This window comes from Delftia sp. DS1230 (genome assembly GCF_040112715.1).
GTDB lineage: Bacteria > Pseudomonadota > Gammaproteobacteria > Burkholderiales > Burkholderiaceae_C > Comamonas > Comamonas tsuruhatensis.
On the sequence record NZ_CP157763.1, the window covers coordinates 2598441 to 2625378 of the forward strand.

Below are 26938 nucleotides of genomic sequence, written 5' to 3' on the forward strand. Positions count from 1 at the left end.
TCGGTGTTTTCCCTGGGTCGGCGCGATTGTGCTTGATCTTCTTTTGGAACGTTCCAATAATCAATTAGAACGTTCCAATAGAAATTATCAATACAAGGAGGGAGACCATGAGCGAGGTCGGTTGGGGATTGATAGGGGCCAGCACCATTGCTGCCGATCACATGATCGGTGCCATCCGCGCGCAGCGCGGGCACACGGTGGCGGCGGTCGCCAGCCGCAGTGCAAAGCGCGCGGCGCAGTTTGCTGCCGGGCAGGGCATTGCCCGCGCCTACGACTCGGTGCCCGCCCTGCTGGCCGACCCGTCAGTCCAGGTGGTCTACGTCAGCTCCGACAACGAACTGCGCCACGCCCAGGTCCTTGCTGCGGCAGCGGCCGGCAAGCATGTTCTGTGCGAGAAGCCATTGGCGCTGACCGTGGAGCATGCGCTGGACATGGTGAGGGCATGCCGGGCCGCAGGCGTGGTGCTGGGCACCAACCACCACCTGCGCAACGCGGCAACGCACCGCAGGATGCGCGAGCTGGTGCGCGATGGCGCCGTGGGCCAGCCGCTGTTTGCGCGCGTCTTCCACGCCATCGAACTGCCGCCCTCTGTGCAGGGCTGGCGGCTGGAGCGGCCCGAGGCCGGTGGCGTGATCCTCGACATCGGCGTGCATGACGTGGATGCACTGCGCTTCATCCTGGGGGCTGAGCCGGTGGAGGCGGTGGCGCTGGAGCAGCAAGGACCGCTGTCTCGCAACGGCGTGGCGGACGGCGTGATGGCCGTGCTGCGGCTGGACAACGGCGTGTTGGCGCAACTGCATGCGGCATTCACCGTGGCGCATGCGGGAACCGGCATCGAGATCCATGGCACCTCGGGCTCGCTCATCGGGCGCGATGTGATGACGCAGCGGCCGGGCGGCGAGGTGCTGCTGCGCAATGGGGCCGGCGAGCAGTCCATTGCCGTGGAGCACCACGGTCTCTACGCGCATGGGGTGGCCGCGTTCTGCGCCGCGCTGCGTGGCGAAGGCCTGCCTGCCGCCACCGGCGAGGACGGCGTGCGCTCGCTGGCGGCGGCGGTGGCCATGGCCCAGGCCTGCCGCACGGGCCGGGCCGTACCCATAGCCAATCCCCTTGCACGGGAACGGGGAGCAGCCGCATGAACAAGCACATCACCGCCGCACAGGCTGCAGCCTTGCTGCGCGACGGCGACATCGTCAGCGTGAGCTCGTCCAGCGGGCTGGGCTGCCCCGACAAGGTGCTGGCCGCCATTGGCGAGCGCTTCGAACGCGAGGGTGCTCCGCGCAACCTGACCACGCTGCACCCGATTGCGGCCGGCGATATGTACGGCATCAAGGGAATGGACCATCTGGCCCGGCCTGGGCTGCTGTCGCGTGTCCTGGCCGGCTCGTATCCCAGCGGCCCGTCCTCGCTGCCCATGCCTGCGATCTGGCGCATGGTGGTGGACAACCAGATCCAGGCCTACAACATCCCCAGCGGCATCCTGTTCGACATGCACCGCGAGGCGGCTGCGCGGCGCCCGGGCGTGCTGACCCAGGCGGGCATGGGCACCTTTGTCGATCCCGCACAGCAGGGCTGCGCGATGAACGAGCCGGCCAGCCGCCATCCGGTAGTGCGCCTGCAGCATTTCGACGGGCGCGACTGGCTGTTCTTTCCCGCTATGGCGCCCGACGTGACCGTCCTGCGCGCCACCACGGCCGATGAGCGCGGCAACCTGGGCTATGAGCACGAAGGCGCGCTGCTGGGTGCGCTGGAGCAGGCGATGGCCGCACGCAACAACGGCGGCATCGTCATCGCCCAGGTCAAGCGCATCGTCAGGGCCGGCCACCTGAGGCCGCACGATGTCCACGTCCCCTGCCATCTGGTGGACCATGTGGTGGTCGATGCCGATCAGTGGCAGACCACGCAGACGGTGTATGACCCGGCCATCAGCGGAGAGGTTGCGCAACCGCTGTCCGGCTTCGAGCCCCAGGCCTGGGGGCCCGAGAAGGTGATTGCGCGCCGCGCCGCCATGGAACTGGCGCACGGGCATGCCGCCAACCTGGGCTTTGGCATTGCGGCCAATGTGCCGCGCATCCTGCTCGAGGAGGGCCTGCATGGCGAGGTGACCTGGGTGATAGAGCAGGGCGCCGTCGGCGGCATGCCGCTGCTGGGCTTTGCCTTTGGCTGCGCGGCCAATGCCGATGCCATCGTGGCCTCGCCCCAGCAGTTCACCTATTTCCAGGGCGGGGGCTTCGATGTGACGCTGCTGTCCTTCCTGCAGGTGGATGGCGATGGCAGCGTCAATGTCTCGCGGCTGGGCGCCAGGCCCTATCTGACGGCCGGCTGCGGCGGCTTTGTGGATATCACGGCCCATGCGCGGCGCATCGTCTTCTGCGGACTTTTCACGGCCGGCGCCAGGCTGCGCGTGGGAGACGGGCGGCTGGACATCCTCGAGGAGGGCGGCACGCGCAAGTTCGTCGGCACGGCCGAGCACATCAGCTTCAGCGGCCTGGTCGGGCGCCAGCGCGGGCAGCGGGTGCGCTATGTGACCGAGCGCTGCGTCATCGACCTCGAAGACCAGGGCCTGGTCGTGCGCGAGATCGCGCCCGGCGTGGACCTGCAGCGCGATGTGCTGGAGCAGGCCGGCATGGCGCTGCAGGTGGCGCCCGACCTGCGGCGTATGGATGAGCGCCTGTTCCACGATGCGCCCTTTGGCCTGGCCCTGCAGGCCCGGGAGGTCCGCCGTGGCTGAGACCCTGGTTCAACTGGTGCGCCAGGGCCCCGTGGCCCAGGTCACGATAGACCGGCCCGCACGGCTGAACGCGCTGACCCCCTGCATGCTTGACGCACTGGAGCACATTGCGCGCGAGATCGAGGCCGATGGCGCCATCCGTGCCGTGGTGCTGACCGGCCGTGGCGACAGGGCCTTTTGCGCGGGCGCCGACATCCATGCCTGGGCCGCGCTGCAGCCGCTGGACATGTGGCGGCAGTGGGTGCGCCGTGGCCACCAGGTGTTCGACCGGTGGGCGCGGCTGCGCCAGCCCGTGATTGCGGCGCTCAACGGCCATGCGTTCGGCGGCGGGCTGGAGCTGGCCATCACCAGCGATGTGCGCATCGCCGTCGATACGGCGCAGTTCGCGCTGCCAGAGGCATCGATCGCCACCTGTCCCGGCTGGTCCGGCTCGCAGCGGCTGGTGCGGCTGATCGGCCCCGGCCACGCGAAGTACCTGGCCCTGGGCGGCGTGCGGCTGTCCGCCGATCAGGCGCTGGCCTGCGGGCTGGTGCATGAACGGGTGCCGGCCAGCGAACTGGGCCTGCGCGCTGCTGCGTTGGCCCACGACATGGCAGGCCAGGCGCCCGTGGCACTGCAGCTGACCAAGCAACTGATCAATGCCGCCGCCGGCGAAGACGCACCCGCCGCACTGGAAGCCATGGCCGCAGCCCTGGCCGCGAGCACGGCCGATGCAGCCGAAGGCCTGCTCAGCTTCAAGGAAAAGCGCGTGCCGCGCTACCTGGGCCGCTGAATCTGCGCCGACCTGCCGACCTGCCGATTCGCCGTCCCGCCCTTGCCCCCTGTACCACCCAAGGAGACCGCCACCATGACTGCCGCGAAACCGCCTCCAGCCCATGCACCTGCAGTGAATGCAGGGGCCATGGCCGGCCTCGTCCATAGGCCCCCGTTCCATGGCCGGCTGCTCATCGATGGCGCCTGGGCCGATGCGGCCGACGGCGCGACGCTGGAACGCCGCTCCCCGGCCCACGGCACCGTGGCCAGCATCCATGCGCGGGCCGGGCGGGCCGATGCCGCGCGTGCCATTGCCGCAGCACGCCGCGCTGCGGACCACGGGCCCTGGCCCCGCATGAAGGGTGCGCAGCGCGCCAGCGTGCTGCGTGCCGTGGCCGAATGCCTGCTGGACCGCAGGCAGGAATTGGCGCGTATGGAGACGCTGGAGACCGGCAAGCCGCTGGCCCAGTCGCTGGACGAGGTGGGCGCGGCGGCCGACCTGTGGCACTACGCCGCCGCACTGGCGCGCAACCTGCATGGCGACAGCTATGACACGCTGGGCGAGCAGACGCTGGGCGTGGTGCTGCGCGAGCCGCTGGGCGTGGTCGGCATCGTCACGCCCTGGAACTTTCCCCTGCTCATCGTCAGCCAGAAGCTGCCCTTTGCGCTGGCCGCCGGCTGCACGGCCGTGGTCAAGCCGGCCGAGGAAACATCGGCCACCACGCTGATGCTGGGCGAGATCCTCATGAACGCCGGCCTGCCGCCCGGTGCCGTCAACATCCTGCCAGGCGGCGGTGGCGCTGTCGGCGAGGTCCTGGCCGCGCACCCGGACATCGACATGCTGTCCTTCACGGGCTCCACGGAAACAGGCCGGAAGGTGGCCGCAGCTTCGGCGCAGACGCTCAAGAAGCTGTCCCTGGAGCTGGGCGGCAAGAATCCCCAGATCGTCTTTGCCGACTGCGACTTCGAGGCGGCCGTCGATGCCACGGTGCTGGGCATGCACTTCAATGCCGGCCAGTGCTGCAACAGCGGCAGCCGCGTGCTGGTGCAGGCGGCCATCGCCGAGCGCTTCGTGGCCGCCGTGGCCGAGCGCGCTCGGCAGGTGCGCGTGGGCGATCCGCTGGACCAGGGCGTGCAGGTGGGCGCCATCACCACGCAGCGCCAGCTGGACGCCATCCTCACCCACATCGAGGCCGCGCGCCAGGCCGGCGCCCGCGTGGTGCTGGGCGGCGGCCGCATGGCGCGCCCGGGCCTGTATGTGGAGCCCACGGTGCTGGCCGGCGTGACGCCGGACATGGCCATTGCCAGGCAGGAGGTCTTCGGGCCCGTGCTCGCGGTGCTGGTCTTCGAGGACCTGGACGATGCCATCGACCTGGCCAACGCCACGCTCTACGGCCTGTCGGCCGCCGTCTGGAGCCGTGACTTCAGCACCTGCCTGGCGGCGGCGCGGCGCATCAAGGCCGGCACGGTATGGGTCAATACCTTCCTCGAAGGCCATGCCGAGCTGCCTTTCGGCGGCTACCGCCAAAGCGGCCTGGGCCGAGAGCTGGGCCGCCGTGCCGCCGAGGACTACACCCAGGCCAAGACCCTGCACATGCACCTGGGGGCGCGCAGCCACTGGTATCTGCCCATCCACGAAGGAGACACGGCATGAAGCGGCCACTGACTGCCATGGCGCTGGCCATGGCCCTTGCCACACCGCCGGCCGCCATGGCCGGGCAGAGCGTCGAGGTCCTGCACTGGTGGACCGCTGGCGGCGAGGCCGCCGCGCTGAACCTGCTCAAGAGCGGGCTGGAAAAGCAGGGCGTGCGCTGGAACGACATGCCCGTGGCCGGTGGCGGCGGCGAGGCGGCCATGACGGCGGTGCGCGCCCGCGTGACCTCGGGCAACCCGCCCACGGCGGTGCAGATGCTGGGCTTCGACATCCTGGACTGGGGCGGCCAGGGCGTGGTCGCCGACCTGGATGCCCTGGCCGCGCGCGAGGGCTGGGACAAGAGCGTGCCGCAGGAGGTGCAGAAATTCTCGCGCTACCAGGGCCGCTGGATCGCGGCGCCGGTCAACATCCATTCGACCAACTGGCTGTGGGCCAACCGGCAGGTGCTGGCCCAGGCGGGCGTGACGGCCCAGCCGGCGAGCTTTGACGAATTCATCGCGGCGGCGCGCAAGGTGCGCCAGGCCGGTTTCATCGCCATCGCCCATGGCGGCCAGCCCTGGCAGGAGGCCATCGTGTTCGACAGCGTGGCCCTGTCCACGGGCGGCGCCGACTACTACCGCAAGGCCTTCATCGAGCGCGATCCGGCCACCATCCGGTCGGCGACCACGCGCAAGGTATTCCAGCGCATGGCGCAGATCCGCAGCCTGGTGGACAAGGATTTTTCAGGGCGCGACTGGAACGTGGCCTCGGGCATGGTCATCGCCGGCAAGGCGGGCTTCCAGATCATGGGCGACTGGGCCAAGGGCGAGTTCCTCAACGCCGGCAAGCAGCCCGGCAAGGACTTTGCCTGCTACCGCTTCCCGGGCACCCAGGGCATGGTGGCCTTCAGCTCCGACCAGTTCGTGATGTTCAGGCTGTCCGACGCAGGCAAGGCGGCCGCTCAGCGCAAGCTGGCGGCCGCCATCATGGAGCCGGCTTTTCAGTCGGCGTTCAATGTCGTCAAGGGTGCGGCGCCTGCGCGCCTGGACGTGGCGGATACGGCCTTCGACGAATGCGGCAAAAAGGCCATCCGCGACGTGGCCGAGGCCGATGGCCGGCGCAGCATGCTGGGCTCCATTGCGCTGGGCCATGCGACGGCCGCATCGGCCAAGAACGCCATCTATGACGTGGTCACGCGCCACTTCAACGGCCAGATCGACGATGCCAGGGCCGTGGCCGAGCTGGCCTCGGCCCTGGCCGACTGATGGAGCACCCTGCCATGAAGGCCGGCTGGCTCCCCAGGCTGCTGCTCAGCCCCAGCGTGCTGCTCACGCTGGTGTGCGTGTACGGATGCATTCTGTTCACGGTCTATCTGTCGTTCACGGCATCGACCCTGCTGCCGCGCCATGAATGGGCCGGCACCGCTGCCTACACGCGGCTGCTGGGGCTGGAGAACTGGAAGATCTCGGCGAACAACCTCGCGGTGTTCGCCAGCCTCTACATCGCCATTGCCATGGCGATGGGCCTGGTACTGGCCATCCTGATCGACCAGAAGATCCGCGCCGAGGCCGTGCTGCGCTCCATCTTCCTGTACCCCATGGCCCTGTCCTTCATCGTCACGGGAACGGCGTGGAAATGGCTGCTCGACCCCGGCGTGGGCCTGGAAAAATCCATGCACCTGCTGGGCTGGCAGGGTTTTGCGTTCGGCTGGATCAAGGACGGCGACATGGCCATCTACTGCGTGGTCATCGCCGCCGTGTGGCAGACCAGCGGCTTTGCCATGGCCCTGTTCCTGGCGGGCCTGCGCGGGGTGGACTCCGAGCAGATCCATGCGGCGCGGCTCGATGGCGCGCGCACCTGGCAGGTCTACTGGCGCATCGTCCTGCCGCAATTGGGGCCGGTTTTCGTATCGGCCTTCGTGATCCTGGCGCACATGGCCATCAAGTCCTATGACCTGGTGATTGCGCTGACCAATGGCGGGCCCGGCCGCTCGACCTGGCTGCCCTCGGTGTTCATGTACCAGTACTCGTTCACCCGCAACGAGATGGCCGTGGGCGCGGCCAGCTCGGTGCTGATGCTGCTGGCCGTGGGCGCCATCGTCCTGCCCTATCTCTGGGGCGCCATGCGCAGTGCAGGAGGTCGCCATGACTGAGCTGCGCACACCCTGGTCCTTGACACGGCGGCTTCAGCCCTGGCGCGTGCTGCTGTATGCGGCGCTGGTCCTGCTGGCGGCGGTCTTCCTGCTGCCGGTCTATGTGATGCTGGCCAATTCGTTCAAGCCGCTCGACGAGATCCGCAGCGGCCACCTGCTGGCGCTGCCCGGCCAGTGGACGCTGGCGCCCTGGCGCAGCGCCTGGAGCACGGCGCAGATCGGCGTGCAGGCCACGGGGCTGCGGCCGTTCTTCCTCAATTCCTTCCTGGTGGCCGTGCCATCCGTGCTGCTGTCCACGGCCCTGGGCGCGCTCAACGGCTGCATCCTGACCCAGTTCCGTTTCCGGGGGGCGGACCTGCTGTTCGGCGCCATCTTGCTGTCGGTCTTCATTCCATTCCAGATCGTGCTGATCCCCATGGCCAAGATGCTGGGGGCGCTGGGCCTGGCGGGCAGCCTCAAGGGCCTGGTCTTCGTCAACACGGTGTACGGCATAGGCTTCACCACGCTGTTCTTTCGCAACTACTACGCGGCCTTCCCGGCCGAGCTGGTGCGCTCGGCGCGCATGGATGGCGCGGGGTTCTTCGGGCTGCTGTGGCGCGTGCTGCTGCCCAACAGCCTGCCCATCGTCGTGGTGGCCGCGATATGGCAGTTCACCAGCATCTGGAACGAGTTCCTGTTCGGCGCCTCGTTCAGCGATTTCAGCTCCTACCCGCTGACCGTGGCGCTGAACAACCTGGTCAACAGCAGCACCGGCGTCAAGGAATACAACGTCCACTTCGCGGGGGCGTTCATTGCGGCCTTGCCGACGCTGGCCGTGTACCTGGTGTCGGGCCGGTTCTTCGTGCGCGGGCTGATGGCCGGCGCCGTCAAAGGCTGATGCCCAGCATCTTGCAGTGAGGCATTCCATGGCATTCCTTGATCTCGACCGCATCCACAAGCGCTTCGGCGCGGCCAGCATCCTGCAGGACATCAGCATTGCCGTGCAGGAGGGCGAATTCCTGGTCCTCGTCGGCCCGTCGGGCTGTGGCAAGAGCACGCTGATGAACATCATCGCGGGCCTGGAGCCGCCCAGCGGCGGCCGTCTGGCGCTGGGCGGCCGCGACATCACCCACGCGGCGCCGGCCGAGCGCGACATCTCCATGGTGTTCCAGTCCTATGCGCTGTACCCTAACATGACCGTGGCGGGCAACATCGGCTTTCCGCTGGAGATGCGCAAGGTGGACAAGTCGCGGCGCCTTGCGCGGGTGCAGGAGGTGTCCAGGCTGCTGCAGATAGAGCACCTGCTGGGGCGCAAGCCGCGCCAGCTGTCGGGCGGCCAGCGCCAGCGCGTGGCCATAGGGCGGGCGCTGGCGCGCGAGCCGCAGCTCTACCTGTTCGACGAGCCGCTGTCCAACCTCGATGCCCAGCTGCGCGTGGACATGCGCGCCGAGATCAAGAAGCTGCATCAGCGCCTGGGCGCCACCATCATCTATGTCACGCACGACCAGATCGAGGCCATGACCCTGGCCACGCGCATCGCCGTCATGAAGAGCGGGGTGCTGCAGCAGCTGGGCACGCCGCAGCAGGTCTACAACCGGCCGGCCAACACCTTTGTGGCGGGCTTCATGGGGTCGCCGCGCATGAACCTGCTGCCTGCGCGCGTGGGTGAGGGGGCGGGTGAGGGGCAGGGCGGTCCCTCCCTCGATATCGGCGGCCAGTCCCTGCCCCTGCCGCAGCCGCTGGCCACCGCGCTGCAGGGCCATGCGGGCCGCGAAGTCATTGCCGGCATACGTGCCGAGGCCGTGGGCCTGGCGCCCGAAGGCGTGCCGGCTGCCCCCGGCCAGGGCCTGGCCGAGGCCCGCGTCGAACTGCTGGAGCCCACCGGATCGGACACGCTGGCCCTGCTGAAGCTCGGTGGCCATGCGTTCACCGCGCGGCTGCCGCCCGATGCGCCGTTGCGCGCCGGGGACAGGGCACGCCTGCTGATCGACCTGTCTCGGCTGGTCTGCTTCGATGCCGCCACCCAGGCGCTGATCGCATGACCGCCATGGCGCACAACGGGCTGGACTGCGATGTGCTCATCATCGGCTCGGGCGTGGGCGGCTCGGCCGTGGCCCTGCAACTGGCGGACAGCGGTGCGGGCGTATGGGTGCTGGAGCGCGGCCCGGTGCTGCCGCGCGAGGCGCAGAACTGGGACATCGAGGCCGTCTTCGCCGAAAGACGCTACCAGACCGACGAGGTCTGGTACGCCAGCGGGCGGGCGTTTCGGCCCGGCATGTTCTATTTCGTGGGCGGGCACACCAAGTTCTACGGCACGGCCATGCTGCGCTTTCGGCAGCGCGATTTCGAGGCGGTGGAGCATGAGGAGGGCATCTCGCCCGCCTGGCCGCTGCGCTATGCCGATCTTGAACCCTGGTATGCCCTGGCCGAGCAACTGTTCGGCGTGCGCGGCCAGGGCGGCGCCGACCCCACGGAGCCGCCGCGCAGCACGGCCTATGCCCATCCCCCGGTGCCGCACGAGCCGCTGCTTTCGCGCATCGAGCAGCGCTTGCGTGCCCAGGGCCTGCGGCCGTTTCCCATGCCCTGCGCCATCGACCTGGGACCGGGCGGACACTGCCGGCGCTGCGCCAATTGCGACGCCGTGCCCTGCATGGTGGGGGCCAAGGGCGATGCCGAAACCTGCCTGCTGCGGCCTGCGCTGGCGCACCGCAATGTGCGGCTGCACACCGGCGTGCGCGTTCAGCGCCTGCTCACCGATGCGGAGGGGCGGCGCGTCGTCGCGGCGGAGGTGGTGGACCGCGGCGTGGCGCGCCGCATCACGGCGGGGCTGTTCGTGCTCAGTGCCGGCGCCATCAACTCGGCGGCCCTGCTGCTGCGCTCGGCCAATGCGCGGCATCCGCGCGGCCTGGCCAATGGCAGCGACGTGGTGGGCCGCCACTACATGACGCACAACACCACGGCCCTGATGGCATGGCACCCGTTCAGGCGCAACCGCACGCGCTTTCCCAAGACGCTGGCACTGCACGACTTCTATTTCGGCGACGGCGCGGGCGGCCCGCCGCTGGGCAGCCTGCAACTGCTGGGAAAGATCCGCGAGCCCATGCTGCGTGCCGCCCTGCCGGGCACCCCGAGGTGGCTGCGCAGCGCGCTGGCCGAGCGCAGTGTGGACTGGTACGCGCAAAGCGAGGACCTGCCCCACCCCAGCAGCCGCGTCACGCTGCGCGCAGACGGAGCCATCGACCTGCACTGGCACCGCACCAACCTGCGCGCCCACCAGCGTTGGGTGGCGCGCTGCGCCCAGATACTGCGCGGCACCGGCTACCCGCTGGTGCTGTCGCGCGGCTTCGGCACCGAGGTGGTGTCGCACCAGTGCGGAACGGTGCGCCTTGGGAGTGATCCGGCCACCTCGGCGCTGGACCCGCAGTGCAAGGCCTGGGAGCTGGACAACCTGTATGTGGTCGATGCGGGATTCTTCCCGTCCTCGGCCGCCGTCAACCCCGCGCTGACCGTGGCGGCCCAGGCCCTGCGCGTGGGCAGTCACCTGCGTCACCACCTTCAGGAGCTGTTGCCATGAATCCGCAATCGACGGCACGGCGCCCCGTGGCCCTGGTCACCGGCGGCAGCCAGGGCATAGGCGCCGCCATTGCGCTGCAACTGGCGCACGACGGCTTTGACGTGGCCATCACCACGCTGCAGGACGATGGTGCCAGTGACGGCGCCAGCGTCGCGCAGATCCAGGCCTGCGGCGCGCGTGCGCTGCGTGTTTGCGGCGACCTGGCCGACGTGCACGACCACGCTCGTGTGCTCGATGCGGTCTGCGCCTGGGGCGGTGTGCCGTCCTGCCTGGTCAACAACGCAGGCATGGGATCGCCGCGCCGCGGCGATCTGCTGGACATCCGCGCCGAGGACTTCGACCGGGTGATGGCCACCAACCTGCGCGGCAGCTTCTTTTTCACGCAGGCCGTGGCGCAGCGCATGCTGGCTGCGCCTTCGGGCGCTGCGCGGTCCATCGTCACCGTGTCCTCGGTCAGCGGCGAGATGGCGTCGGTGGAGCGCGGCGAGTACTGCCTGTCCAAGGCCGGCCTGGGCATGCTGACGCGCCTGTTCGCGCTGCGTCTGGCGGCGCACGGCATTGGCGTGTTCGAGCTGCGCCCCGGCATCGTCCGCACGGCCATGACGGCGGGTGCTGCCGATCGGTACGACGGCCTGATCGCTGCGGGCCTTGTGCCCATGGGCCGCTGGGGCCGGCCCGAGGACGTGGCGCAGGCCGCCAGCGCGCTGGCAAGCGGCAGGCTGGCGTTTGCGACGGGGTCGGTGCTGCATGTGGATGGCGCGCTCTCCATCGCGCGGCTGTGAGGAGGATGACCATGGACAGCTATGACTACATCATCACGGGCGCGGGCTCGGCCGGCTGCGTGCTGGCCAACCGGCTGAGCGCCGACCCCTCGGTGCGCGTGCTGCTGCTGGAGGCCGGGGGCTGGGACTCGCATCTTCTGTACCACTGGCCTGCGGGCTTTGCGCGCATGACCCGGGGCCGGGGCTCCTGGGGATGGCAGACCGTGCCGCAGCGGCATCTGAACCAGCGCGTGCTGCGCTACACGCAGGCCAAGGTCATCGGTGGCGGCTCGACCATCAACGCCCAGCTGTACACGCGCGGCGCGCCGGCAGACTATGACGACTGGGAGCGCCTGGGCGGCGCCACGGGCTGGTCCTGGCGCGACGTGCTGCCGTACTTCAAGCGTTCGGAGAACAACCAGCGCTTTGCCAACCAGTACCACGGCTACGGCGGCCCGCTGGGCGTGTCCTGCCCCGTCAGCCCGCTGCCCATCTGCGAGGCCTTCTTCCAGGCCGGCCAGGAAATGGGCATGCCCTTCAACCCCGACTTCAACGGCGCCGCGCAGCAGGGCCTAGGCTACTACCAGCTCACGCAGTGGAATGCGCGCCGTGCGTCGGCGGCCACCGGCTTCATCGATCCGGTGCGCATGCGCCGCCCCAATCTGACCATCCAGCTGCAGACCCAGGCGCTGCGCGTGCTGGTGCAGGGCCGGCGCGCGGTTGGCGTGGAGGCGGTCTCGGGCTCCAGCCGCACGCCTTTCAGCGTGCACGCCAGCCGCGAAGTCATCGTCTGCTCGGGTGCCATAGGCTCGCCCAGGCTGCTGATGCACTCCGGCATAGGCCCTGCCGACCATCTGCGCAGCGTGGGGCTGGCGCCTGTGCATGACCTCCCTGGTGTCGGCTCCAACCTGCAGGACCACCTGGACCTGTTCGTGATCGCCGAATGCACGGGCGACCACACCTACGACAAATACCAGCGCCCCTGGCACGCGGCCTGGGCGGGCCTGCAGTACCTGCTGCTCAAGAAAGGGCCGGCCGCCTCCAGCCTCTTCGAGACCGGGGGCTTCTGGTATGCCGACCCCGATGCGCTCGCGCGCTCGCCCGACATCCAGTTCCATCTGGGGCTGGGCTCGGGCATAGAAGCCGGAATGACCGGGCTGGAGAACGCGGGCGTGACGCTGAACACGGCCTACCTGCGCCCCCGCTCGCGTGGCACGGTCCGGCTCGCGGATGCAGACCCGGCGTCGGCGCCCTTGATCGATCCCAACTACTGGGCCGACCCGCATGACCGGGCCATGTCCATCAAGGGCCTGCGCCTTGCGCGCAAGCTGCTGTGCCAGCCAGCGCTGCGACGCTACGTGCACGGCGAGGTATTGCCGGGCGGACATCGGGACAGCGATGCCGAACTGTCTGACTACGCCTGCGCCCATGCCAAGACCGACCACCATCCCGTGGGCACCTGTCGCATGGGCCCCGAGCACGACCCGGACAGCGTGGTGACGCCGCAACTGCAGCTCATCGGAATGGAGGGGCTGCGCGTGGCCGATGCGTCCGTGATGCCCTTCATCCCCTCGTGCAACACCAACGCTCCCACCATCATGGTGGCCGAGAAGGCTGCCGACCACATCCTCGGCCGACTGGCTTGAGGCAGGAGACCCCATGCAGATCCTCCTTCCCCGAAGCGACGGCCGTCTCGTGCCACTGGCCATGAAGGCCAGTCCCATCGCTCCCGCGGGCCCGGCCCCTGCCTTCAACCGCAGCGTCTACGCAGCGGCCCATGTGGTGATCGACCCGTTGGCCGCCACGCATCCCTGGGATGGCCCGCCTGCCATCGATTGGGAGGCGACGCTGGCCTTCCGCGAGCATCTGTACCGCCTGGGCTTCAAGGTCGCCGAAGCCATGGACACGGCCCAGCGCGGCATGGGCCTGGACTGGCCATCGGCACGCGAACTCATCCAGCGCAGCGCGCGCCATGCGCGGGCAGTGGGCGGCCAGCTGGCCTGCGGCGCGGGCACCGACCAGCTGGCGGCGCAACCCGGGGTCACGCTGGCACAGGTCGAGGGGGCCTACCGCGAGCAGATGGACGTGGTGCAGGCCGAAGGCTGCCCCGTGGTCCTCATGGCCAGCCGCGCCCTGGTCCAGGCCGCGCGCGGCCCGCAGGACTATCTGCAACTCTATGACCGGCTGCTGGACGCTGCCGACCAGCCCGTGGTGCTGCACTGGCTGGGCGAGATGTTCGACCCTGCGCTGCGCGGCTACTGGGGCAGTACGGACCTGGCGCAGGCCCTTGATACCGTCGCCGCGCTGATCGCAGCGAAGGCGCCCAAGGTCGAAGGCATCAAGGTATCGCTGCTCGATGCGCAATGGGAGAGGGCGCTGCGCCGCAGGCTGCCTGCGGGCGTGAAGATGTACACGGGTGACGATTTCCACTACGCCGAACTCATGGCCGGCGATGGGACGGCAGCCGGTGAGGGCGGCCACTCCCACGGCCTGCTGGGCATCTTCGACCCCATCGCCCCGGTGGCGGCCGTGGCGCTGGCCGAACTGGCCCAGGGCCGCAGCGGACGCTTCCGGGAACTGCTGGATCCCACGGTGGCGCTGTCGCGCGAGATTTTTTGCACGCCCACGCGGCATTACAAGGCAGGCATCGTGTTCCTGGCCTGGCTCAATGGCCACCAGAAGCACTTCTCCATGGCCGGCGGAATGCAGTCTGCACGCGGGACCGTGCACTTTGCCAAGGTGTTCGAGCTGGCCGATGCCTGCGGTGCGCTGGCCGACCCGGATCGGGCCAGCGCGCGCATGAAAGGCTATCTGTCGGTGGCCTGTGGCGTCGAGGCTTGAAGCAGGATTGCCCGGATCTTGCCCGTCGTCCCCAGGCCGGCAGCTCACACCGCACTCACTCCACGCTCACACCAGGCTCACACCACGCTCAGGGATTCATCGCATCCTGGCTGCAGCATCGGCTGCAGCCCGAGCATCAGATCAAGGTTCTGCACCGCCGCGCCGGCGGCGCCCTTGCCCAGGTTGTCGAACACGGCGGTCAGCAGCACCTGCTGCTCCTGCGGCTGCCCGAACACCGCGAGCCGCATCCGGTTGCTGCCATTGAGCGCGCGCGGGTCGAGCCGCTGCGCATCGGCGTCCTCCTCCAGGGGGTGCAGCTCGATGCAGGGCTGGCCCTGGTACCGCGCCTGCAGCGCAGCGTGCAGGCTGCGGGCGGTCACACCAGCGGGCAGCAGCCGCAGATGCAGGGCGATGGTCAGCACGATGCCTTGCCGGTAGTGGCCATAGGCCGGCACGAACACCGGCGCATGGGCCAGGCCGGCATGCTGCTGGATCTCGGGCACGTGCTTGTGGTGCAGTCCCAGGCCATAGACCTGCAGGGGCACGGCAGTCGCGGCGGCAGCGCCCTCATGGTCCAGCAGTCCTGCGCGGCCCCGACCCGAATAGCCCGATACCGCGTGAATGGCCAGCGGGTAGTCGGGGGGCAGCAGGCCCGCGTCGATCAAGGGCCTGAGCAGTGCCAGAGCACCTGTCGGATAGCAGCCGGGATTGCTGACGCGCCGGGCATGGGCGATGCGTTCAGCCTGGCCTGCCTCCAGTTCCGGCAGGCCATAGACCCAGCCCGGCGCGGTGCGATGCGCAGAACTCGCATCGATCACGCGCACGCCGGGCCGGCGCACCAGCGCCACGGCCTCGCGCGCAGCCTCGTCCGGCAGGCACAGCAAGGCGATGTCGCAGTCGTTGAGCGCCTCGGCGCGGTGCACCGTGCTTTTGCGCTGGTCGGCCGGCAGCTGCAGCAGGCGCAGGTCGGTCCGATCCGCCAGCCATTCGCGCACCTGCAGGCCGGTGGTGCCTTGGTCGCCATCGATGAAAACAAGAGAGGTCATGGGTTGCTCCGATTGGGTGTGGAGCGCATGGTGCAGCGCCTGCCGAATGCAGGCCAGTTGAATCTGACAAACTACGGATTCATGATTCCTGAATTGCTGGCAACCTGGGACACCGCACCATGCGCGAAATCAATCTGGACCGTCTGCGCACCTTGCTGACGGTGGCCGACCTGGGCTCGTTCGCCGCCGCCGCCAAGGTGCTGCACCTGGCGCCGCCCACGGTGACGCTGCATGTGGCGCAGCTCGAAGAACGTCTGGGAACTCGTCTATTGCACCGCGCACCGGCCGGCGTCACCGCCACATCGGCGGGCAGCCTGCTGATAGACAAGGCGCGCCAGCTCCTGGCCGAGGCCGACGATCTCCTGCAGACCGTGCAGCGCCAGATCGCCACGCGCGGGGGCCGCGTGCGCCTGGGCGCCTCCACCGGCGCACTCGCGCACCTCTTGCCCCAGGCACTGGAAACCCTGGCCGCCCGGCATCCCGAGATCGATGTGCAAGTGGCGGTGATGACCAGCGAGGAAGCCCTGGCGCGCCTGGCTGCCGGCAGCCTGGACATCGGCATCGTTGCCTTGCCGCAGCCCGTGCTGCGCGGGCTGCAGGTGCAGGCCTGGCGTCAGGACCCCGTGCTCGCCTTCATCCCGGCCGCCTGGAAACCGCCGCGACACATCACGCCCGCCTGGCTTGCGGCCCGCCCCCTGATCGCCAACGACCGTGGCACCCGGCTGTCGCGCCAGACCGCCGAATGGTTTGCCGCAGGCGGCGCCCGGCCGCAGGCACGCATCGAGCTGAACTACAACGACGCAATGAAGAGCCTGGTGGCAGCGGGCTACGGCGCCGCGCTGCTGCCCCACGAGGCCGGCGCACCGCAGCCTGACCCCCGCATCACCACGCGACCCCTGCGGCCGGCACTGTCAAGGGCGTTGGGCATCGCGCATCGCAAAAGGCCGGATGACGACGCGACGACGGTGACGATTGGGGTTTTGATGGGGATGCGGGGGCGTTGACTTTGCTGATTGATGCCTGATTGACAGCAGGAATCAATAGAGCCGATGAGCGGACTGGAATAAACCTCGGCTTCATCCCAGTCCGTTTCGGTGCCTTGTTGATGCGATGGCACCATCACCGGCTTGACACTACGCTGGAATGAAAACGCCTATCGCGTCAACATTTGTGCCGGAACGACCAAAGAATCCACCCGCTGCTTCAGCAGGAATGGGGCCGAAGGGTTTCCCTCCGTCGCCTCCGTAGGGGCCGTAGGACTTCTTGTTGGTGGTAATGGTCAGGGAATCAATTCGACTTCCGCTTCGCCCTTGTATCGTAACGATGTGCTCGTTGCTGCCAAACTCGATCACAGTTTCTTCGCCGCCCCCGCCACCATGGCGTGCACCAGTGAGTTGTGTTCCGTCTGTCAGAAGCCATGTGGTTTGGATGGCATCGACTCTGGCTCCATGCCTGATCGAAATCCTCACAATTCGAACCACTTGGGTCAGATCATCGGAAAATTCGTCTCCACCCTGACCGCCGACTTGTTGACTTTTCTTGTAAGGCATATAAATCTCCGTTGTCAATCGCCCTTGGTTTTTTGGCTTCTACGGGGCGATGTTCATAGAAGCATAAGGCTCGAAAGCCAGAAGCTGGATTCAATGATTGGCCGAATGGCGACAATGGTCGTAGTGCGCTTCCAGTGCAAATGAGGTGCGGGCGACAAGAGCACGCTCTGACGTTCATTGACCAAACGATCCCTCAGAAATGCGCGAAGTCAACACGATTTGATTTCTGGATCTCAATAGCGGTACATCCGGTTTTTCGCCCTGTCATTGCGATCGCTATGGCAATATTTGCCACTGCCATCATCAGAGGTCTTCAAGCCATTCATTGCTGGCGTTTCATTCTGTCACATTGAATAAGCGGCGTCCATCGGAAGTTGTCAATTCAATCATTGGATTGAGAATGGCTTCTTCTTTTCAATGGTGGTGGTGCATTCTGATCGCATCAAATAGCTGCTGTACACACATTGCTGCCATTGCTCTCATTGCACCCATTGCACCCATTGCAGCAATTGATGCCGGTGTGCGGTGGCAGTCTCGATAAAGCCGACAAGTTCGGACCACAGATGAGCAACCGCAAAGAGGCAAGTCCGCCATCGCGGCTCATGCACAGGCGCTGCCGACCCGAACCGGGCCTTCACCAGGTGCACCAAAGCAGGCCGCAGTGTCCAGGCTCCAGGCTCCCCGACATGATGGAAGTGCCGGGTTTCTTCAGACAGCCAGCGAGTCGGCAGGGGGCTTCGACCTGATATCAGGGACCTGCAGTTTTGCCGCTTGACCTTCAACTCAAGTTGAAGCTTAAGCTCCTTATCCTCTCATCACACAAGATGCTGCAAGGATCGATATGCAAACCATTTTGGGCGCCAATGGCCAGATCGCTGTGGAGCTGGCGCGCGAGCTCCACCGCAACTACACGCAGAACCTGCGCCTGGTCAGCCGCAAGCCGCGCAAGGTGAACGATACGGACGAGCTGGTGTCCGCCGACCTGATGAATTCCGCGCAAACCCTTGAGGCCGTGCGTGGCAGCGAGGTCGTGTACTTCACCGCTGGCCTGCCACCAGACACCGAGTTATGGGAGGGGCAATTTCCTGCCATGCTGCGCAACGCGCTCGATGCCACGCGGGCAGCGGGGGCCAAGTTTGTCTACTTTGACAACACCTACATGTACCCGCAAACCGCGCAGCGGCAGACCGAGGAAACCGCCTATGCCCCGGTGGGCCGCAAGGGGCGCGTGCGCGCCTTGATGGCCGAGATGGTGCTGGCCGAGATGCAGCGCGGCGATATCCCCGTCGCCATTGCCCGCGCGCCAGAGTTCTACGGCCCCGGCAAAACCCAAAGCATCACCAACACCCTGGTGATCGGCCCGCTCAAGGCGGGCCAGAAGGCCAAAGTGCCGGTGCGTGACGACAAGCTGCGCACCCTGATCTGGACGCCCGATGCAAGCCGCGCCATGGCAGCCATTGGCAATGCGCAAGATGCGTATGGTCAGACATGGCATCTGCCTTGCTGGGACGAGCGGCTGACCTATCAGGCCTTTGTGAACCTGGCGGCTGCAACCTTTGGGGTTGAGCCGCGCTACAAGGTACTGAGCCACCTGGCCATGGTGGTTGCTGGCTGGGTCTCCAAGCCCGTGCGCGAACTGCGTGAACTGCTGCCACGCTACGCGCACGACAATGTGTTTGATTCGTCCAAGTTCAAGCGCCGCTTTCCCGACTTTGCTGTCACCAGCTACGCACAGGGCCTCAAGCACATCGCGCAGGAGTCATCATGAGTACGCCACGTATCTTGCATGTCGTCACCAATGTCGCTCATTACGACGACCCTGCGCACGCCACAGGGCTGTGGCTGTCGGAGCTGACCCATGCCTGGGATGTGTTTGCTGCGCAAGGGTATCTGCAACAACTGGCGAGCCCGCTGGGTGGCGCCGTACCGCTGGAGCCGCGCGCACTCCAATGGCCGCACTTCGATGCTTCGGCCAAAGCCTGGCTCGATGATCCCGCGCGCATGGCCCTGCTGGCGAACACTGCGGCACCTGCCGATATCGATGCGAACGATTTCGATGCCATCTACTTCACCGGAGGGCATGCGGTGATGTGGGATTTTCCCGATAGTGCGGGGCTGCAGCGCATCACACGCAGCATCTGGGAGCGAAGTGGCATCGTTGCATCGGTTTGCCACGGCTACTGCGGCCTGCTCAATACGCAGCTCAGCGACGGCTCTTTGCTGGTCGCGGGCAAACGGGTCACGGGTTTTTCATGGACGGAAGAAATCCTGGCCGGAGTGGCCCGGTCCATGCCCTACAACGCCGAGCAGGAGATGAAGATGCGCGGTGCGCGCTATCAAAAAGCCTTGCTGCCTTTTATGTCGTATGTGGTGGCCGAGGGCCGCCTCATCACCGGGCAAAACCCGGGGTCGGCCAAAGCGACTGCAAAGCAGGTGGTGCAGGCTTTGGCAACGCGCTAGGGCCACGTTCCAAACTGGCGCAGGCCTATGCCGCGCTTGCCCGCTTCTTGTGTCCGGTGCGCATGAGCTTGCCCATTTTTTCTTCGGCCGCTGCTTCAGAGGCCAGGGATTCGGATTGCTGGGCCAGTACATGTGAGAGCACGCGGCGTGCGTTGTCATGGCAATCCATGTTGTCTGGCCGGGCTTCAATATCGGACAACAAAGCCTGCAACTGCTTTTTGCTGGTCTGCAGCTTTTTCTCCATGGCCTTGATATCGGAAATTTTTTGGCGCAGCGCGCCCACGACGGCCTCATGGTCCCAGCCTTGCAGGCCGGGTGGCAAGAGTGCACGAATTTCATCCAGGCTGAAGCCCACGCCTTGCGCCATCGCAATCAGCTCCAGCATCTGCACCATCTCAGGCGGATAGCTGCGGTAGCCATTCAAGCCACGCTCAGCCGCTTGCAGCAGGCCGCTTTGCTCATAAAAACGAATGCGTGATGTGGACAGGCCTGTGCGTTTGCTCAGTTCGCCAATGTTCATACGTGACCTCGGCAGGGATGCCTTTACCTTCAATAAGACTTGAAGCTTATCGCATTCGCAAGCCCTTCGCTCCAGCGGCAATTTGCGGCGAGCGCGACGTGCAAGCGAGGCAACCTGACGCAGCTCGGTCAGCCGCTGATGACCAGCCTGCACGCCTGCTTTGACTGCCGTGGCTACCGTATCTGCCGGGTGTCATGGCCCCGTGGAAGCCGCCGCTTGCGCAATAGACCCCTGCGCGCGAACTGTATGGATGGACAGTAGAATTTCGGGCTCGATAGTTTCCACAAGGGAAGGGTCTGGACATGTCCGCAGAACTCGAACAAAAAGTCGTCTCAATCTTCGAAGACCGCCTTTGGCATCACAACGGCTGGGAGGCCCGCGTCATCAAGAATGAAGACGACGATGGCTGGGCCGTTGCCATGACCCAGGACGGCCAGGCGGAGCCAAGCCTGGTCGGCCCGTGGACCATGGGCCGCGACAAGAAAAATCCCAAGCCGCTGGACGTTTCCGCCTTCAACACGCTCGTGAAGACGGCGCACGAGGTGATGCGCCGGCATGAGCAGCATCTGGCAGCGCAGTTGCACAAGGATGTGCAGATCGTGGTGGGCGGGTCACGCGTGACCGTCTCTCTGGATATCGAGCCCGATGAAGACAATCCCAGCGCCACGCTCACCGCCACTGCCGCCGACGGCAGCGAGCTGGCCAAGGTGGGAGTCAGGCCGGACCATCAGCTCACCCGGACGTCTGCGCAAGCGTGGGCAGAGGCAGGCTACCCCCGTCCCAGCGAGGACTGAGCCGCGGGCAAGGCCGGGGAATCGGGGGGGGGCTGTTTCACAGCTGCCTTCCAGGGCGGATATTCGGCTTTGCGGCTTTGCGGCTTTGCCACACGCTCTAGATGTGCAGCATGGCCAGCCCGCCCACGCCAAGGCCTAGCGCTGCCACGCCGAGCATGGCGTATTCCAGCCATTTCTTCTTGGTCAGCAGCGCGATGGCTGCAAGGGCAATGGCGACCTGCAGCGCGGTGGTGGCCTGCGCCCAGCGGTGATGCAGATGCATCTGCATCTCTGACTTCTCGTCCCATTGCCGGGCCTCTGCTTCCAGGCGGTCGGCATCGCGCTTGATGTCGTCCTTTTCCTTTTCGTAGCGCTCCACCTTGGCCTGGTAGGCCGCCCGCCTGTCCTCCGTGGTCGCCAGATCACGCGCGAACTCGGACAGCGATTGCTTGGTGCTCTTGGCCTGGAAGAAGGCCCACTGGTTGGCCGCTTCGGTCTTCTTGATGGCTGCGTCGTTCTTGTACAGCCCGGCATTGGCCTGGGTGGCGCCGCCCATGTACGCGAAGATGGCGCCCACCGTGGCGATGACTGCCGTGCACATGGCGATCTGGTTGGTCAGGCTGCCGCCGCCGATGCCGTGATGGGCGGTGTGGCCATGCTCGCCCTGGGCAGCATGTTCGAGTTCGTGATCGTGTGGGCCGTGGACGTGAAAGCCGCCGGAAGACATAGGTGCCAATTCCTTGATGCAATGGGGTGGCGCATTATGGGGCCGGCCTGGCGGCAATCCAGGGCTCCCAGGATGTGCGGGCGCATGGCCCGCTTGGAGGTCAGCGCCTTGGCTGACGGCCTGCAGATGGGGGAGTGGGATCAGGCGGCAGTCGCGCGGTGCGGCAGCGCTGCGAGCAGTATTTGACCTCGTCCCAATCACGTGCCCATTTTTTGCGCCATGTGAACGCAAGACCGCAGCACGCACACAGCTTGGAGGGAAGGTGGGGCTTCTTGTGCATGGCGCGGGCGTTCCTGCAGTTCAGCGCGTCAGCGTGGCCAGGGCGCGCCGGGCCAGCGCCCGTCCGCTGAGCCAGGCGCCTTCGACGCCTGCGCCGCACATCCAGTCGCCGCACAGGCCCAGGCCCGCAGGCGCGTCCCACCAGCAGCGGTTGACCAGGTGGGGTGCCGGCAGCGCATAGCGCCAGCGGTGGGCAGTGACGCGCAGGCCGCCTGGCAGAGAGCCGGCCAGGGCCTCGAATGCCTGCAGCAGTTGCCGGGCCACGGATTCAGCGTCCGATTCGATGTGATCCTGGCTCCACCGTGCACTGGCATGCAGTACCCAGGTCTGCTGCCCTTGTTGCCCTTGCCGCCCTGGCTTGGCGCTGTCGCGTGCCACCCAGCACAGCGGGCCATCCGTGATTTCTGCCGCATCCCAGTCCAGCGGCAGGGGGGCGTCGGTGCGCAGCATGGCCACCCAGCAAGGCTGCATGCGTGCGCTGGCGGCCAGTGCCGCAGCATAGGGCGAGACCGGCTCCAGCAAGGCTGCCGCCTGCGGTGCAGGCACTGCCAGCACCAGGGCGCAGTATTCCGGCCCCATCTGCCCTTGTTCGGCACAGTGCACTGTCCAGCGGGCAGGCCCGTGCTGCAAATGCTGCACCGTGGCCTGCAGGTGCAGCCGTACGCCATGCCCCTGCTGTCCAAGCCGCTGGACAAGAAACGCTGCGGGAGAGGTCATGCGCGGCACGCCCACCCAGCGGTCGAGGCCTGCCTCTGCGGGCACCGCGTCTGTGCCCTGCAGGCGCACTGCGCGCGGACGCCAGGCGGCGACAACGCCGTGCTGCTCCCACTGGCGCACCTCCTGCACGAACTCCGGGTCCTGGGCTGCAAACGATGGGGCGCCGTGATCGCACTGCCACGCACACTGCAGATCCTGCGCGCGCCGTGTGCTCATGCGCCCGGATGGGCCTCGGCTTTTCTCGAAGATATCCACGCGGCAGCCAGCCTCGGCCAGCAACTGTGCGCAGGCCAAACCCGCCATTCCTGCGCCGATCACCGCGACGGGGGGCAGGCTGTTCACAAGGCCTCCTGGCTGCGCGCTTCCTGGTGCCGATCATGGCTGACCCAGATCAGCGCGCCGGTATCGACGCCCAGTTCCGCGGCCTTGGCGACGATGGATTGCAGGGTCTGCGGGGGCAGTTTCGGCTCCCTGGCCAGTATCCAGCAGTACTGCGTGTCCGGCCCGAGGACCAGCGCCCAGCGGTAGTCAGGGTCCAGGGCGGCCACATGGTAGCCGCCGTAGAACGGACCGAAGAAGGAGACCTTGAGCGAAGCCGTGTCCGGCTTGCCCGTGAACAGGGCCTTGCCGACGGCACGCTGCCACTGGCCCCGGGGCACGGAAAACCCCCGGTTTACCACCTTCACGCTGCCGTCTGCCTGCGGCGTGTACTCGGCGGTCACATCGGTCATGCCCCGCTCGAAACCATGGTCCAGCCGTGCCAGTTCGTACCACAGGCCCTGGTAGCGCTGCAGATCGAACGGTGAGACGGGCGTGACCGAGCCGGGCGGGCGCATGCTGGCGCAACCGCTGGCCAGCAGGCCTGCGCCAAGGGCCGTTGCCAGCAGGGTGCGCCGCCTGGCGGTGAAGACGGGGCGGGGGGCGGGAAAGTTCATGCGGATGTCCTTGGTGTTCTTGTCGCCTGCCGCCATCGGGCGACCAGCGGTTGCAGATCCGTGAGATGGCGCACCGGCGTGATGCCCGCGACAGGGCTGGAATAGAGCGCCGGGCATGCTCCACCGGCCCACAACTCGATGGCCGGCGGCAGGTGGCTGCGCAGCTCGCCCAGGCAAGCCTGCGCCATTGCTCCGTTGTGCGCGCTGCTGAAGCTCAGCCCCACGATGTCGGCGCGATGCGCCCGCGCGGCCTGTGCCACGTCGCCGATGGGCGTCTGGGTGCCCAGCGATACGCAGTTGCAGCCTTCCAGGGCCAGCAAGGCTTCGACCATGAGCAGCCCAAGTCCATGCATCTCCTGCGGCAGCGTGGTCAGCAATACCTTGGGCGCGGGCGGCGGGGAAGGCGGGACGAGCGAGGCGATCGCCTGCCTCAAGACGCCGGTGAGCACCTCGGTGTACAGGTGCTCTTCGAACACTTCAAAACGCCCCTGTGCCCAGAATTCGCCGACCGCCGTGGTCAGCGGGGCCACGAGCGTGGTCACGAAACCGGCCAGGCCCATGCGCGACTGGGCCAGGCTCAGGCAATGCCTGAGCTGGGCGGGATCATGTGCGGCAATGGCGTTGAGCATGGGTGCGAAGCGGTCAGAGTCTGCTGCATTCTCTGAATTTGTCCTGGACAAATCCATGGCTGGCGAGGTGTCGGCGCGGGCCAGCAGCGCCTGCAGGCCGTCCAGATCCACGCCCATCAGCTTGCTGGGGCGCAGCCCCGTATCCATGAGCCGCCGGATCAGGGTCAGTTGTCGAACTTGGTCTGCCGGGTAGCGGCGATCGCCTGCCGAATCCCGTTCAGGCCTTGGAAAGCCGTAGCGTCTTTCCCAGACACGCAGGGTGTCCTTGGCAAGTCCGGTCTCGCGTTCGACGGCCGAGATGGGCAGCCCGGGGCCAGGCGCCAAAGGCAGGGGGTCAGAAAGTGGCGTCATTGATCTGAAGGGAACAAAACGTCCGGCCATGGCCGGAATGTTTTGAGGGATTTTGCGAATTGTCTAGGACAAAAATATGTTTTGTCCAATATATTACATAGAGAAACAAAGCACAGGCCCGCTGGCCGCCACCCGGCAGCCGCTGGCGCGAGTGCTCTGTAGATCCCGGCCAGGAGATGACTGCCCCAGGCGCAGGCGAGGCTTGACATCGTGATCGCCGCGCCCGTGTGCAGTCTTTCCGGCTACGCAGTCCGTACCGATGATCATCATGAATTTGTCCAACTGGCCACTGGCCCGCCGTCTCGCAGCTGCCTTCGCATGCGTCATCGCCATTTTTCTTCTTGTCATCGCGCTGGCCGTGAGCAGCCAGTCCCGGCTCAAGGAGGCCCAGCATTGGAACGAGCACACCTTCAAGGTGATGTCCCAAGGACAGCGCATGCTCACGGGCATGGTCAACATGGAGACGGCCTCGCGGGGCTATCTCCTGTCGGGTGACTCCCGTTTTCTTGCTCCATGGGATGAAGGACTCAAGGAGTTCGAGGCCTCCTGGCAGGAGGCCGTACGCCTGACCGAGGACAACCCCGCCCAGCAGCGCCGGCTCGACGGAATCCGGCTGCGCCACCGTGAATTCGTGCAGGCGGTGCAGCCGCTGCAGGCGCTGCGGCGGCAAGTTCAGGACGGCACGGCGACGGTCGAGGATCTGGTTCGCGAGTTCTCCCTGGGGCGCGAGAAGGCGGCCATGGATGGGCTGCGCGCACTGCAGGCGGACCTGGTGCGGGAGGAGGAGCAGCTCATGGCCGAGCGCCTGACGCGCACCGAGTCGCTGGCGGCAATGACGCTGGCGTTCGAGTTGGGGGGCGCGCTGGTGGCCGTCGTGCTGGCCGCTCTGCTGGGTACCTGGGTCACGCGCTCCATCACGGTTCCCATCGGCCGGGCCATCCAGGTGGCACGCGCGGTGGCATGCGGGGATCTGACGCAGCGGGTGGAGGCCACCACCCACGATGAAGTGGGGACCCTGCTGCGCAGCCTCGGCGAGATGAGTGATGCGCTATCGCAGGTCGTGGCCGTCGTGCGCAGCGGCAGCGAATCCGTGGCGAGTGCAAGCACCCAGATTGCCCAGGGCAACACCGACCTGTCCTCGCGAACCGAAAGCCAGGCCAGCGCGCTTGAACAAACTGCGGCCTCCATGGAGCAGCTCGGAGCGACCGTGACCCAGAACGCGGATGGCGCGGGCAAGGCCAACGCGCTCGCGCAGCAGGCCAGCGGCGTGGCCGGGCAGGCGGGCGAGGTGGTCACCCAGGTCGTGGACACGATGAAGGGCATCAGTGAAAGTTCGCGCCGCATCGCCGACATCATCAACGTCATAGATGGCATCGCGTTCCAGACCAACATCCTGGCGCTGAACGCTGCGGTGGAGGCTGCGCGTGCCGGTGAACAGGGCCGCGGCTTCGCTGTGGTGGCCTCCGAGGTCCGCAGCCTGGCCGGCCGCAGCGCGGCGGCGGCCAAGGAGATCAAGGCCCTGATCTCCGACAGCGTCGAGCGGGTCGAACAGGGCTCTGTGCTGGCCGACCGCGCGGGGGGCACCATGGCTGAAGTGGTGATGAGCATACGCAGCGTCACCGACCTCATGGGCGAGATCAGCGCGGCTTCTGCCGAACAACGCAGCGGCGTGGCACAAGTGGGCGAGGCGGTCACGCAGATGGACCAGGCGACGCAGCAAAACGCGGCCCTGGTGGAGGAAATGGCGGCGGCAGCCACGAGCCTGCGCCAGCAGGCGCATGACCTTGTGCAGTCCGTGAGCGTTTTTCGCCTGGGGCCTCAGGCGCAGGGTTGAGGCAGGGTTGATGCACCGGGTGAAGACACGGTGCGGGACCCTGGGAGAGCGGGCCCCTCTACAGGCGCCGGAGCATCAGCCGCTGCTGCCGTTCTGCCCGGGCACCGGCCGGCGTTCAAACAGTTGCGCCATGGCTTTGGCGGCTGCCTCGGCCGCTTCGGTGCGGCGCATCTCGGCCGCGTCTTCAAACCCGCATCCCATGGCCTGGGCCTCGGTGCTGGCGTAGTCGGCCAGCGTCTCGGCGCTGTCGCGGATGCTTTGCAGGGCGCGGGCCACCACATCCATGTGGCGATGGCCCTTGGGCGTCTCCAGCCATGCCAGGGCGAGCTGGGCGATGGCGGAAATCTCTGCACAGCCTTGCTGCACTAGATGGTCCACCTGGGTGAGGGCATTGGACAGCTGCCGGGTGCTGTGGCTGTCCTTGGCGAGGGTGGGCTGGGTGGTGGGGTTCATGCCTTGGCCCTCCGTGTGGAAGGGGCGGCGCCAAGAGAGGGCGCGCAGGCGAGTGCGAGAGAAACGGCGTTCATGGTTCCGTACTCCTGTGTGAGATTTGAAACCGCCAATCCCTCGTTTTGAAGCACGGAAAAGGTGGACGGGATGTTCAAAACACGCACACAGACGTGCGGGCAGCCTTGCGGACAGCCCCATCCCGCCCGTAACCGTTTGGACGAGCGGGCGGGAGCCCACTTGCCA

At 67.1% G+C, this 26938-nt stretch carries 26 protein-coding genes; 17 read left to right on the forward strand and 9 right to left on the reverse strand.

Annotated elements, in window-relative coordinates; translation table 11 throughout:
- The first annotated feature begins 107 nt into the window (after positions 1–107).
- The 12 genes from AAN986_RS11580 to AAN986_RS11635 all read left to right on the forward strand — a co-directional run bounded on the left by AAN986_RS11580 (position 108) and on the right by AAN986_RS11635 (position 14424).
- Positions 108–1139 (forward strand): Gfo/Idh/MocA family oxidoreductase, encoded by a 1032-nt coding sequence (locus tag AAN986_RS11580; RefSeq protein ID WP_047216917.1) that lies wholly within the window; start codon positions 108–110, stop codon positions 1137–1139.
- Entirely contained in the window at positions 1136–2731 is a 1596-nt protein-coding gene (locus AAN986_RS11585; RefSeq protein ID WP_047216918.1) for a CoA-transferase, read from the forward strand. The genes AAN986_RS11580 and AAN986_RS11585 overlap by 4 nt, the downstream gene beginning before the upstream one ends.
- Positions 2724–3503 carry an enoyl-CoA hydratase/isomerase family protein gene (locus AAN986_RS11590; RefSeq protein ID WP_016446306.1) on the forward strand — a complete coding sequence of 260 codons (780 nt, stop codon included), beginning with the start codon at positions 2724–2726 and terminating at the stop codon, positions 3501–3503. The genes AAN986_RS11585 and AAN986_RS11590 overlap by 8 nt, the downstream gene beginning before the upstream one ends.
- 75 nt (positions 3504–3578) lie before the next feature.
- On the forward strand, positions 3579–5138 hold the full coding sequence (locus AAN986_RS11595) for an aldehyde dehydrogenase family protein (RefSeq protein ID WP_047216919.1): 1560 nt from the start codon (positions 3579–3581) through the stop codon (positions 5136–5138).
- A complete protein-coding gene (locus AAN986_RS11600) occupies positions 5135–6382 on the forward strand; it encodes an ABC transporter substrate-binding protein (protein WP_047216920.1) in 1248 nt (415 codons plus the stop codon). The genes AAN986_RS11595 and AAN986_RS11600 overlap by 4 nt, the downstream gene beginning before the upstream one ends.
- Before the next feature lie 14 nt (positions 6383–6396).
- Positions 6397–7269 (forward strand): sugar ABC transporter permease, encoded by an 873-nt coding sequence (locus AAN986_RS11605; RefSeq protein ID WP_047216921.1) that lies wholly within the window; start codon positions 6397–6399, stop codon positions 7267–7269.
- On the forward strand, positions 7262–8146 hold the full coding sequence (locus tag AAN986_RS11610) for a carbohydrate ABC transporter permease (protein WP_047216922.1): 885 nt from the start codon (positions 7262–7264) through the stop codon (positions 8144–8146). Before AAN986_RS11605 ends, AAN986_RS11610 begins: the two co-directional genes overlap by 8 nt.
- A 28-nt stretch (positions 8147–8174) precedes the next feature.
- Complete coding sequence (locus AAN986_RS11615) at positions 8175–9290, forward strand: ABC transporter ATP-binding protein (protein WP_047216923.1); 1116 nt, start codon at positions 8175–8177, stop codon at positions 9288–9290.
- Positions 9287–10822, forward strand: coding sequence for a GMC family oxidoreductase (locus AAN986_RS11620; protein WP_047216924.1), 1536 nt, complete (start codon positions 9287–9289; stop codon positions 10820–10822). The genes AAN986_RS11615 and AAN986_RS11620 overlap by 4 nt, the downstream gene beginning before the upstream one ends.
- On the forward strand, positions 10819–11604 hold the full coding sequence (locus AAN986_RS11625; protein ID WP_047216925.1) for a 3-ketoacyl-ACP reductase: 786 nt from the start codon (positions 10819–10821) through the stop codon (positions 11602–11604). Before AAN986_RS11620 ends, AAN986_RS11625 begins: the two co-directional genes overlap by 4 nt.
- A gap of 11 nt (positions 11605–11615) precedes the next feature.
- On the forward strand, positions 11616–13229 hold the full coding sequence (locus tag AAN986_RS11630; RefSeq protein WP_047217053.1) for a GMC family oxidoreductase N-terminal domain-containing protein: 1614 nt from the start codon (positions 11616–11618) through the stop codon (positions 13227–13229).
- Positions 13230–13242: 13 nt separating this feature from the next.
- On the forward strand, positions 13243–14424 hold the full coding sequence (locus AAN986_RS11635; protein WP_047216926.1) for a dihydrodipicolinate synthase family protein: 1182 nt from the start codon (positions 13243–13245) through the stop codon (positions 14422–14424).
- Positions 14425–14501: 77 nt separating this feature from the next.
- Here the strand turns inward: AAN986_RS11635 and argC are convergent, their stop codons facing one another.
- On the reverse strand, positions 14502–15470 hold the full coding sequence (argC, locus tag AAN986_RS11640) for an N-acetyl-gamma-glutamyl-phosphate reductase (RefSeq protein WP_047216927.1): 969 nt from the start codon (positions 15468–15470) through the stop codon (positions 14502–14504).
- Between the two features lie 119 nt (positions 15471–15589).
- Between argC and AAN986_RS11645 the strand changes: the two genes are divergently transcribed.
- On the forward strand, positions 15590–16474 hold the full coding sequence (locus AAN986_RS11645; protein WP_047216928.1) for a LysR family transcriptional regulator: 885 nt from the start codon (positions 15590–15592) through the stop codon (positions 16472–16474).
- Positions 16475–16603: 129 nt separating this feature from the next.
- Here AAN986_RS11645 and AAN986_RS11650 read toward each other — a convergent pair whose 3' ends face one another.
- Positions 16604–17020 carry a jacalin-like lectin gene (locus AAN986_RS11650; RefSeq protein WP_074922946.1) on the reverse strand — a complete coding sequence of 139 codons (417 nt, stop codon included), beginning with the start codon at positions 17018–17020 and terminating at the stop codon, positions 16604–16606.
- 841 nt (positions 17021–17861) lie between these two features.
- On the opposite strand from AAN986_RS11650, the gene AAN986_RS11655 reads away from it, so the two are divergent.
- Together AAN986_RS11655 and AAN986_RS11660 are read left to right on the forward strand one after the other, a co-directional pair.
- Positions 17862–18788: an NAD-dependent epimerase/dehydratase family protein gene (locus AAN986_RS11655; RefSeq protein WP_047216929.1), complete on the forward strand. Its 927-nt coding sequence runs from the start codon at positions 17862–17864 to the stop codon at positions 18786–18788.
- Complete coding sequence (locus tag AAN986_RS11660) at positions 18785–19480, forward strand: type 1 glutamine amidotransferase domain-containing protein (protein ID WP_047216930.1); 696 nt, start codon at positions 18785–18787, stop codon at positions 19478–19480. Before AAN986_RS11655 ends, AAN986_RS11660 begins: the two co-directional genes overlap by 4 nt.
- Positions 19481–19505: 25 nt before the next feature.
- Here the strand turns inward: AAN986_RS11660 and AAN986_RS11665 are convergent, their stop codons facing one another.
- Positions 19506–20000, reverse strand: a complete 495-nt coding sequence (locus AAN986_RS11665; RefSeq protein WP_047216931.1) for a MerR family transcriptional regulator — start codon at positions 19998–20000, stop codon at positions 19506–19508.
- 302 nt (positions 20001–20302) lie between these two features.
- Between AAN986_RS11665 and AAN986_RS11670 the strand changes: the two genes are divergently transcribed.
- Positions 20303–20794 carry a hypothetical protein gene (locus AAN986_RS11670; protein ID WP_047216932.1) on the forward strand — a complete coding sequence of 164 codons (492 nt, stop codon included), beginning with the start codon at positions 20303–20305 and terminating at the stop codon, positions 20792–20794.
- A 97-nt stretch (positions 20795–20891) separates the two neighbouring features.
- On the opposite strand, the gene AAN986_RS11675 is transcribed toward AAN986_RS11670, so the two are convergent.
- The 5 genes from AAN986_RS11675 to AAN986_RS11695 form a co-directional block, all read right to left on the reverse strand.
- On the reverse strand, positions 20892–21500 hold the full coding sequence (locus AAN986_RS11675) for a DUF4337 domain-containing protein (protein WP_034366698.1): 609 nt from the start codon (positions 21498–21500) through the stop codon (positions 20892–20894).
- 100 nt (positions 21501–21600) lie between these two features.
- A complete protein-coding gene (locus AAN986_RS11680; RefSeq protein WP_013801983.1) occupies positions 21601–21780 on the reverse strand; it encodes a DUF2256 domain-containing protein in 180 nt (59 codons plus the stop codon).
- A gap of 20 nt (positions 21781–21800) precedes the next feature.
- Positions 21801–22838, reverse strand: a complete 1038-nt coding sequence (locus AAN986_RS11685) for an FAD-dependent oxidoreductase (protein ID WP_047216933.1) — start codon at positions 22836–22838, stop codon at positions 21801–21803.
- Entirely contained in the window at positions 22835–23467 is a 633-nt protein-coding gene (locus AAN986_RS11690; RefSeq protein WP_047216934.1) for a lipocalin family protein, read from the reverse strand. Before AAN986_RS11690 ends, AAN986_RS11685 begins: the two co-directional genes overlap by 4 nt.
- Positions 23428–24411 (reverse strand): MerR family transcriptional regulator, encoded by a 984-nt coding sequence (locus tag AAN986_RS11695; protein WP_047216935.1) that lies wholly within the window; start codon positions 24409–24411, stop codon positions 23428–23430. The genes AAN986_RS11690 and AAN986_RS11695 overlap by 40 nt, the downstream gene beginning before the upstream one ends.
- Positions 24412–24670: 259 nt before the next feature.
- On the opposite strand from AAN986_RS11695, the gene AAN986_RS11700 reads away from it, so the two are divergent.
- Positions 24671–26245, forward strand: coding sequence for a methyl-accepting chemotaxis protein (locus AAN986_RS11700; protein WP_047216936.1), 1575 nt, complete (start codon positions 24671–24673; stop codon positions 26243–26245).
- A gap of 75 nt (positions 26246–26320) precedes the next feature.
- Here AAN986_RS11700 and AAN986_RS11705 read toward each other — a convergent pair whose 3' ends face one another.
- On the reverse strand, positions 26321–26698 hold the full coding sequence (locus AAN986_RS11705; RefSeq protein WP_047216937.1) for a hypothetical protein: 378 nt from the start codon (positions 26696–26698) through the stop codon (positions 26321–26323).
- Positions 26699–26938 lie beyond the last annotated feature (240 nt).

Bases quoted from the DNA above. Each gene is read 5' to 3' on its own strand.
- AAN986_RS11580 (WP_047216917.1), top strand. From the start codon at position 108: ATGAGCGAGGTCGGTTGGGGATTGATAGGGGCCAGCACCATTGCTGCC.
- AAN986_RS11585 (WP_047216918.1), top strand. From the start codon at position 1,136: ATGAACAAGCACATCACCGCCGCACAGGCTGCAGCCTTGCTGCGCGAC.
- AAN986_RS11595 (WP_047216919.1), top strand. From the start codon at position 3,579: ATGACTGCCGCGAAACCGCCTCCAGCCCATGCACCTGCAGTGAATGCA.
- AAN986_RS11600 (WP_047216920.1), top strand. From the start codon at position 5,135: ATGAAGCGGCCACTGACTGCCATGGCGCTGGCCATGGCCCTTGCCACA.
- AAN986_RS11605 (WP_047216921.1), top strand. From the start codon at position 6,397: ATGAAGGCCGGCTGGCTCCCCAGGCTGCTGCTCAGCCCCAGCGTGCTG.
- AAN986_RS11610 (WP_047216922.1), top strand. From the start codon at position 7,262: ATGACTGAGCTGCGCACACCCTGGTCCTTGACACGGCGGCTTCAGCCC.
- AAN986_RS11615 (WP_047216923.1), top strand. From the start codon at position 8,175: ATGGCATTCCTTGATCTCGACCGCATCCACAAGCGCTTCGGCGCGGCC.
- AAN986_RS11620 (WP_047216924.1), top strand. From the start codon at position 9,287: ATGACCGCCATGGCGCACAACGGGCTGGACTGCGATGTGCTCATCATC.
- AAN986_RS11625 (WP_047216925.1), top strand. From the start codon at position 10,819: ATGAATCCGCAATCGACGGCACGGCGCCCCGTGGCCCTGGTCACCGGC.
- AAN986_RS11630 (WP_047217053.1), top strand. From the start codon at position 11,616: ATGGACAGCTATGACTACATCATCACGGGCGCGGGCTCGGCCGGCTGC.
- AAN986_RS11635 (WP_047216926.1), top strand. From the start codon at position 13,243: ATGCAGATCCTCCTTCCCCGAAGCGACGGCCGTCTCGTGCCACTGGCC.
- argC (WP_047216927.1), bottom strand. From the start codon at position 15,470: ATGACCTCTCTTGTTTTCATCGATGGCGACCAAGGCACCACCGGCCTG.
- AAN986_RS11645 (WP_047216928.1), top strand. From the start codon at position 15,590: ATGCGCGAAATCAATCTGGACCGTCTGCGCACCTTGCTGACGGTGGCC.
- AAN986_RS11650 (WP_074922946.1), bottom strand. From the start codon at position 17,020: ATGCCTTACAAGAAAAGTCAACAAGTCGGCGGTCAGGGTGGAGACGAA.
- AAN986_RS11655 (WP_047216929.1), top strand. From the start codon at position 17,862: ATGCAAACCATTTTGGGCGCCAATGGCCAGATCGCTGTGGAGCTGGCG.
- AAN986_RS11660 (WP_047216930.1), top strand. From the start codon at position 18,785: ATGAGTACGCCACGTATCTTGCATGTCGTCACCAATGTCGCTCATTAC.
- AAN986_RS11665 (WP_047216931.1), bottom strand. From the start codon at position 20,000: ATGAACATTGGCGAACTGAGCAAACGCACAGGCCTGTCCACATCACGC.
- AAN986_RS11670 (WP_047216932.1), top strand. From the start codon at position 20,303: ATGTCCGCAGAACTCGAACAAAAAGTCGTCTCAATCTTCGAAGACCGC.
- AAN986_RS11675 (WP_034366698.1), bottom strand. From the start codon at position 21,500: ATGTCTTCCGGCGGCTTTCACGTCCACGGCCCACACGATCACGAACTC.
- AAN986_RS11680 (WP_013801983.1), bottom strand. From the start codon at position 21,780: ATGCACAAGAAGCCCCACCTTCCCTCCAAGCTGTGTGCGTGCTGCGGT.
- AAN986_RS11690 (WP_047216934.1), bottom strand. From the start codon at position 23,467: ATGGCGGCAGGCGACAAGAACACCAAGGACATCCGCATGAACTTTCCC.
- AAN986_RS11695 (WP_047216935.1), bottom strand. From the start codon at position 24,411: ATGACGCCACTTTCTGACCCCCTGCCTTTGGCGCCTGGCCCCGGGCTG.
- AAN986_RS11700 (WP_047216936.1), top strand. From the start codon at position 24,671: ATGATCATCATGAATTTGTCCAACTGGCCACTGGCCCGCCGTCTCGCA.
- AAN986_RS11705 (WP_047216937.1), bottom strand. From the start codon at position 26,698: ATGAACCCCACCACCCAGCCCACCCTCGCCAAGGACAGCCACAGCACC.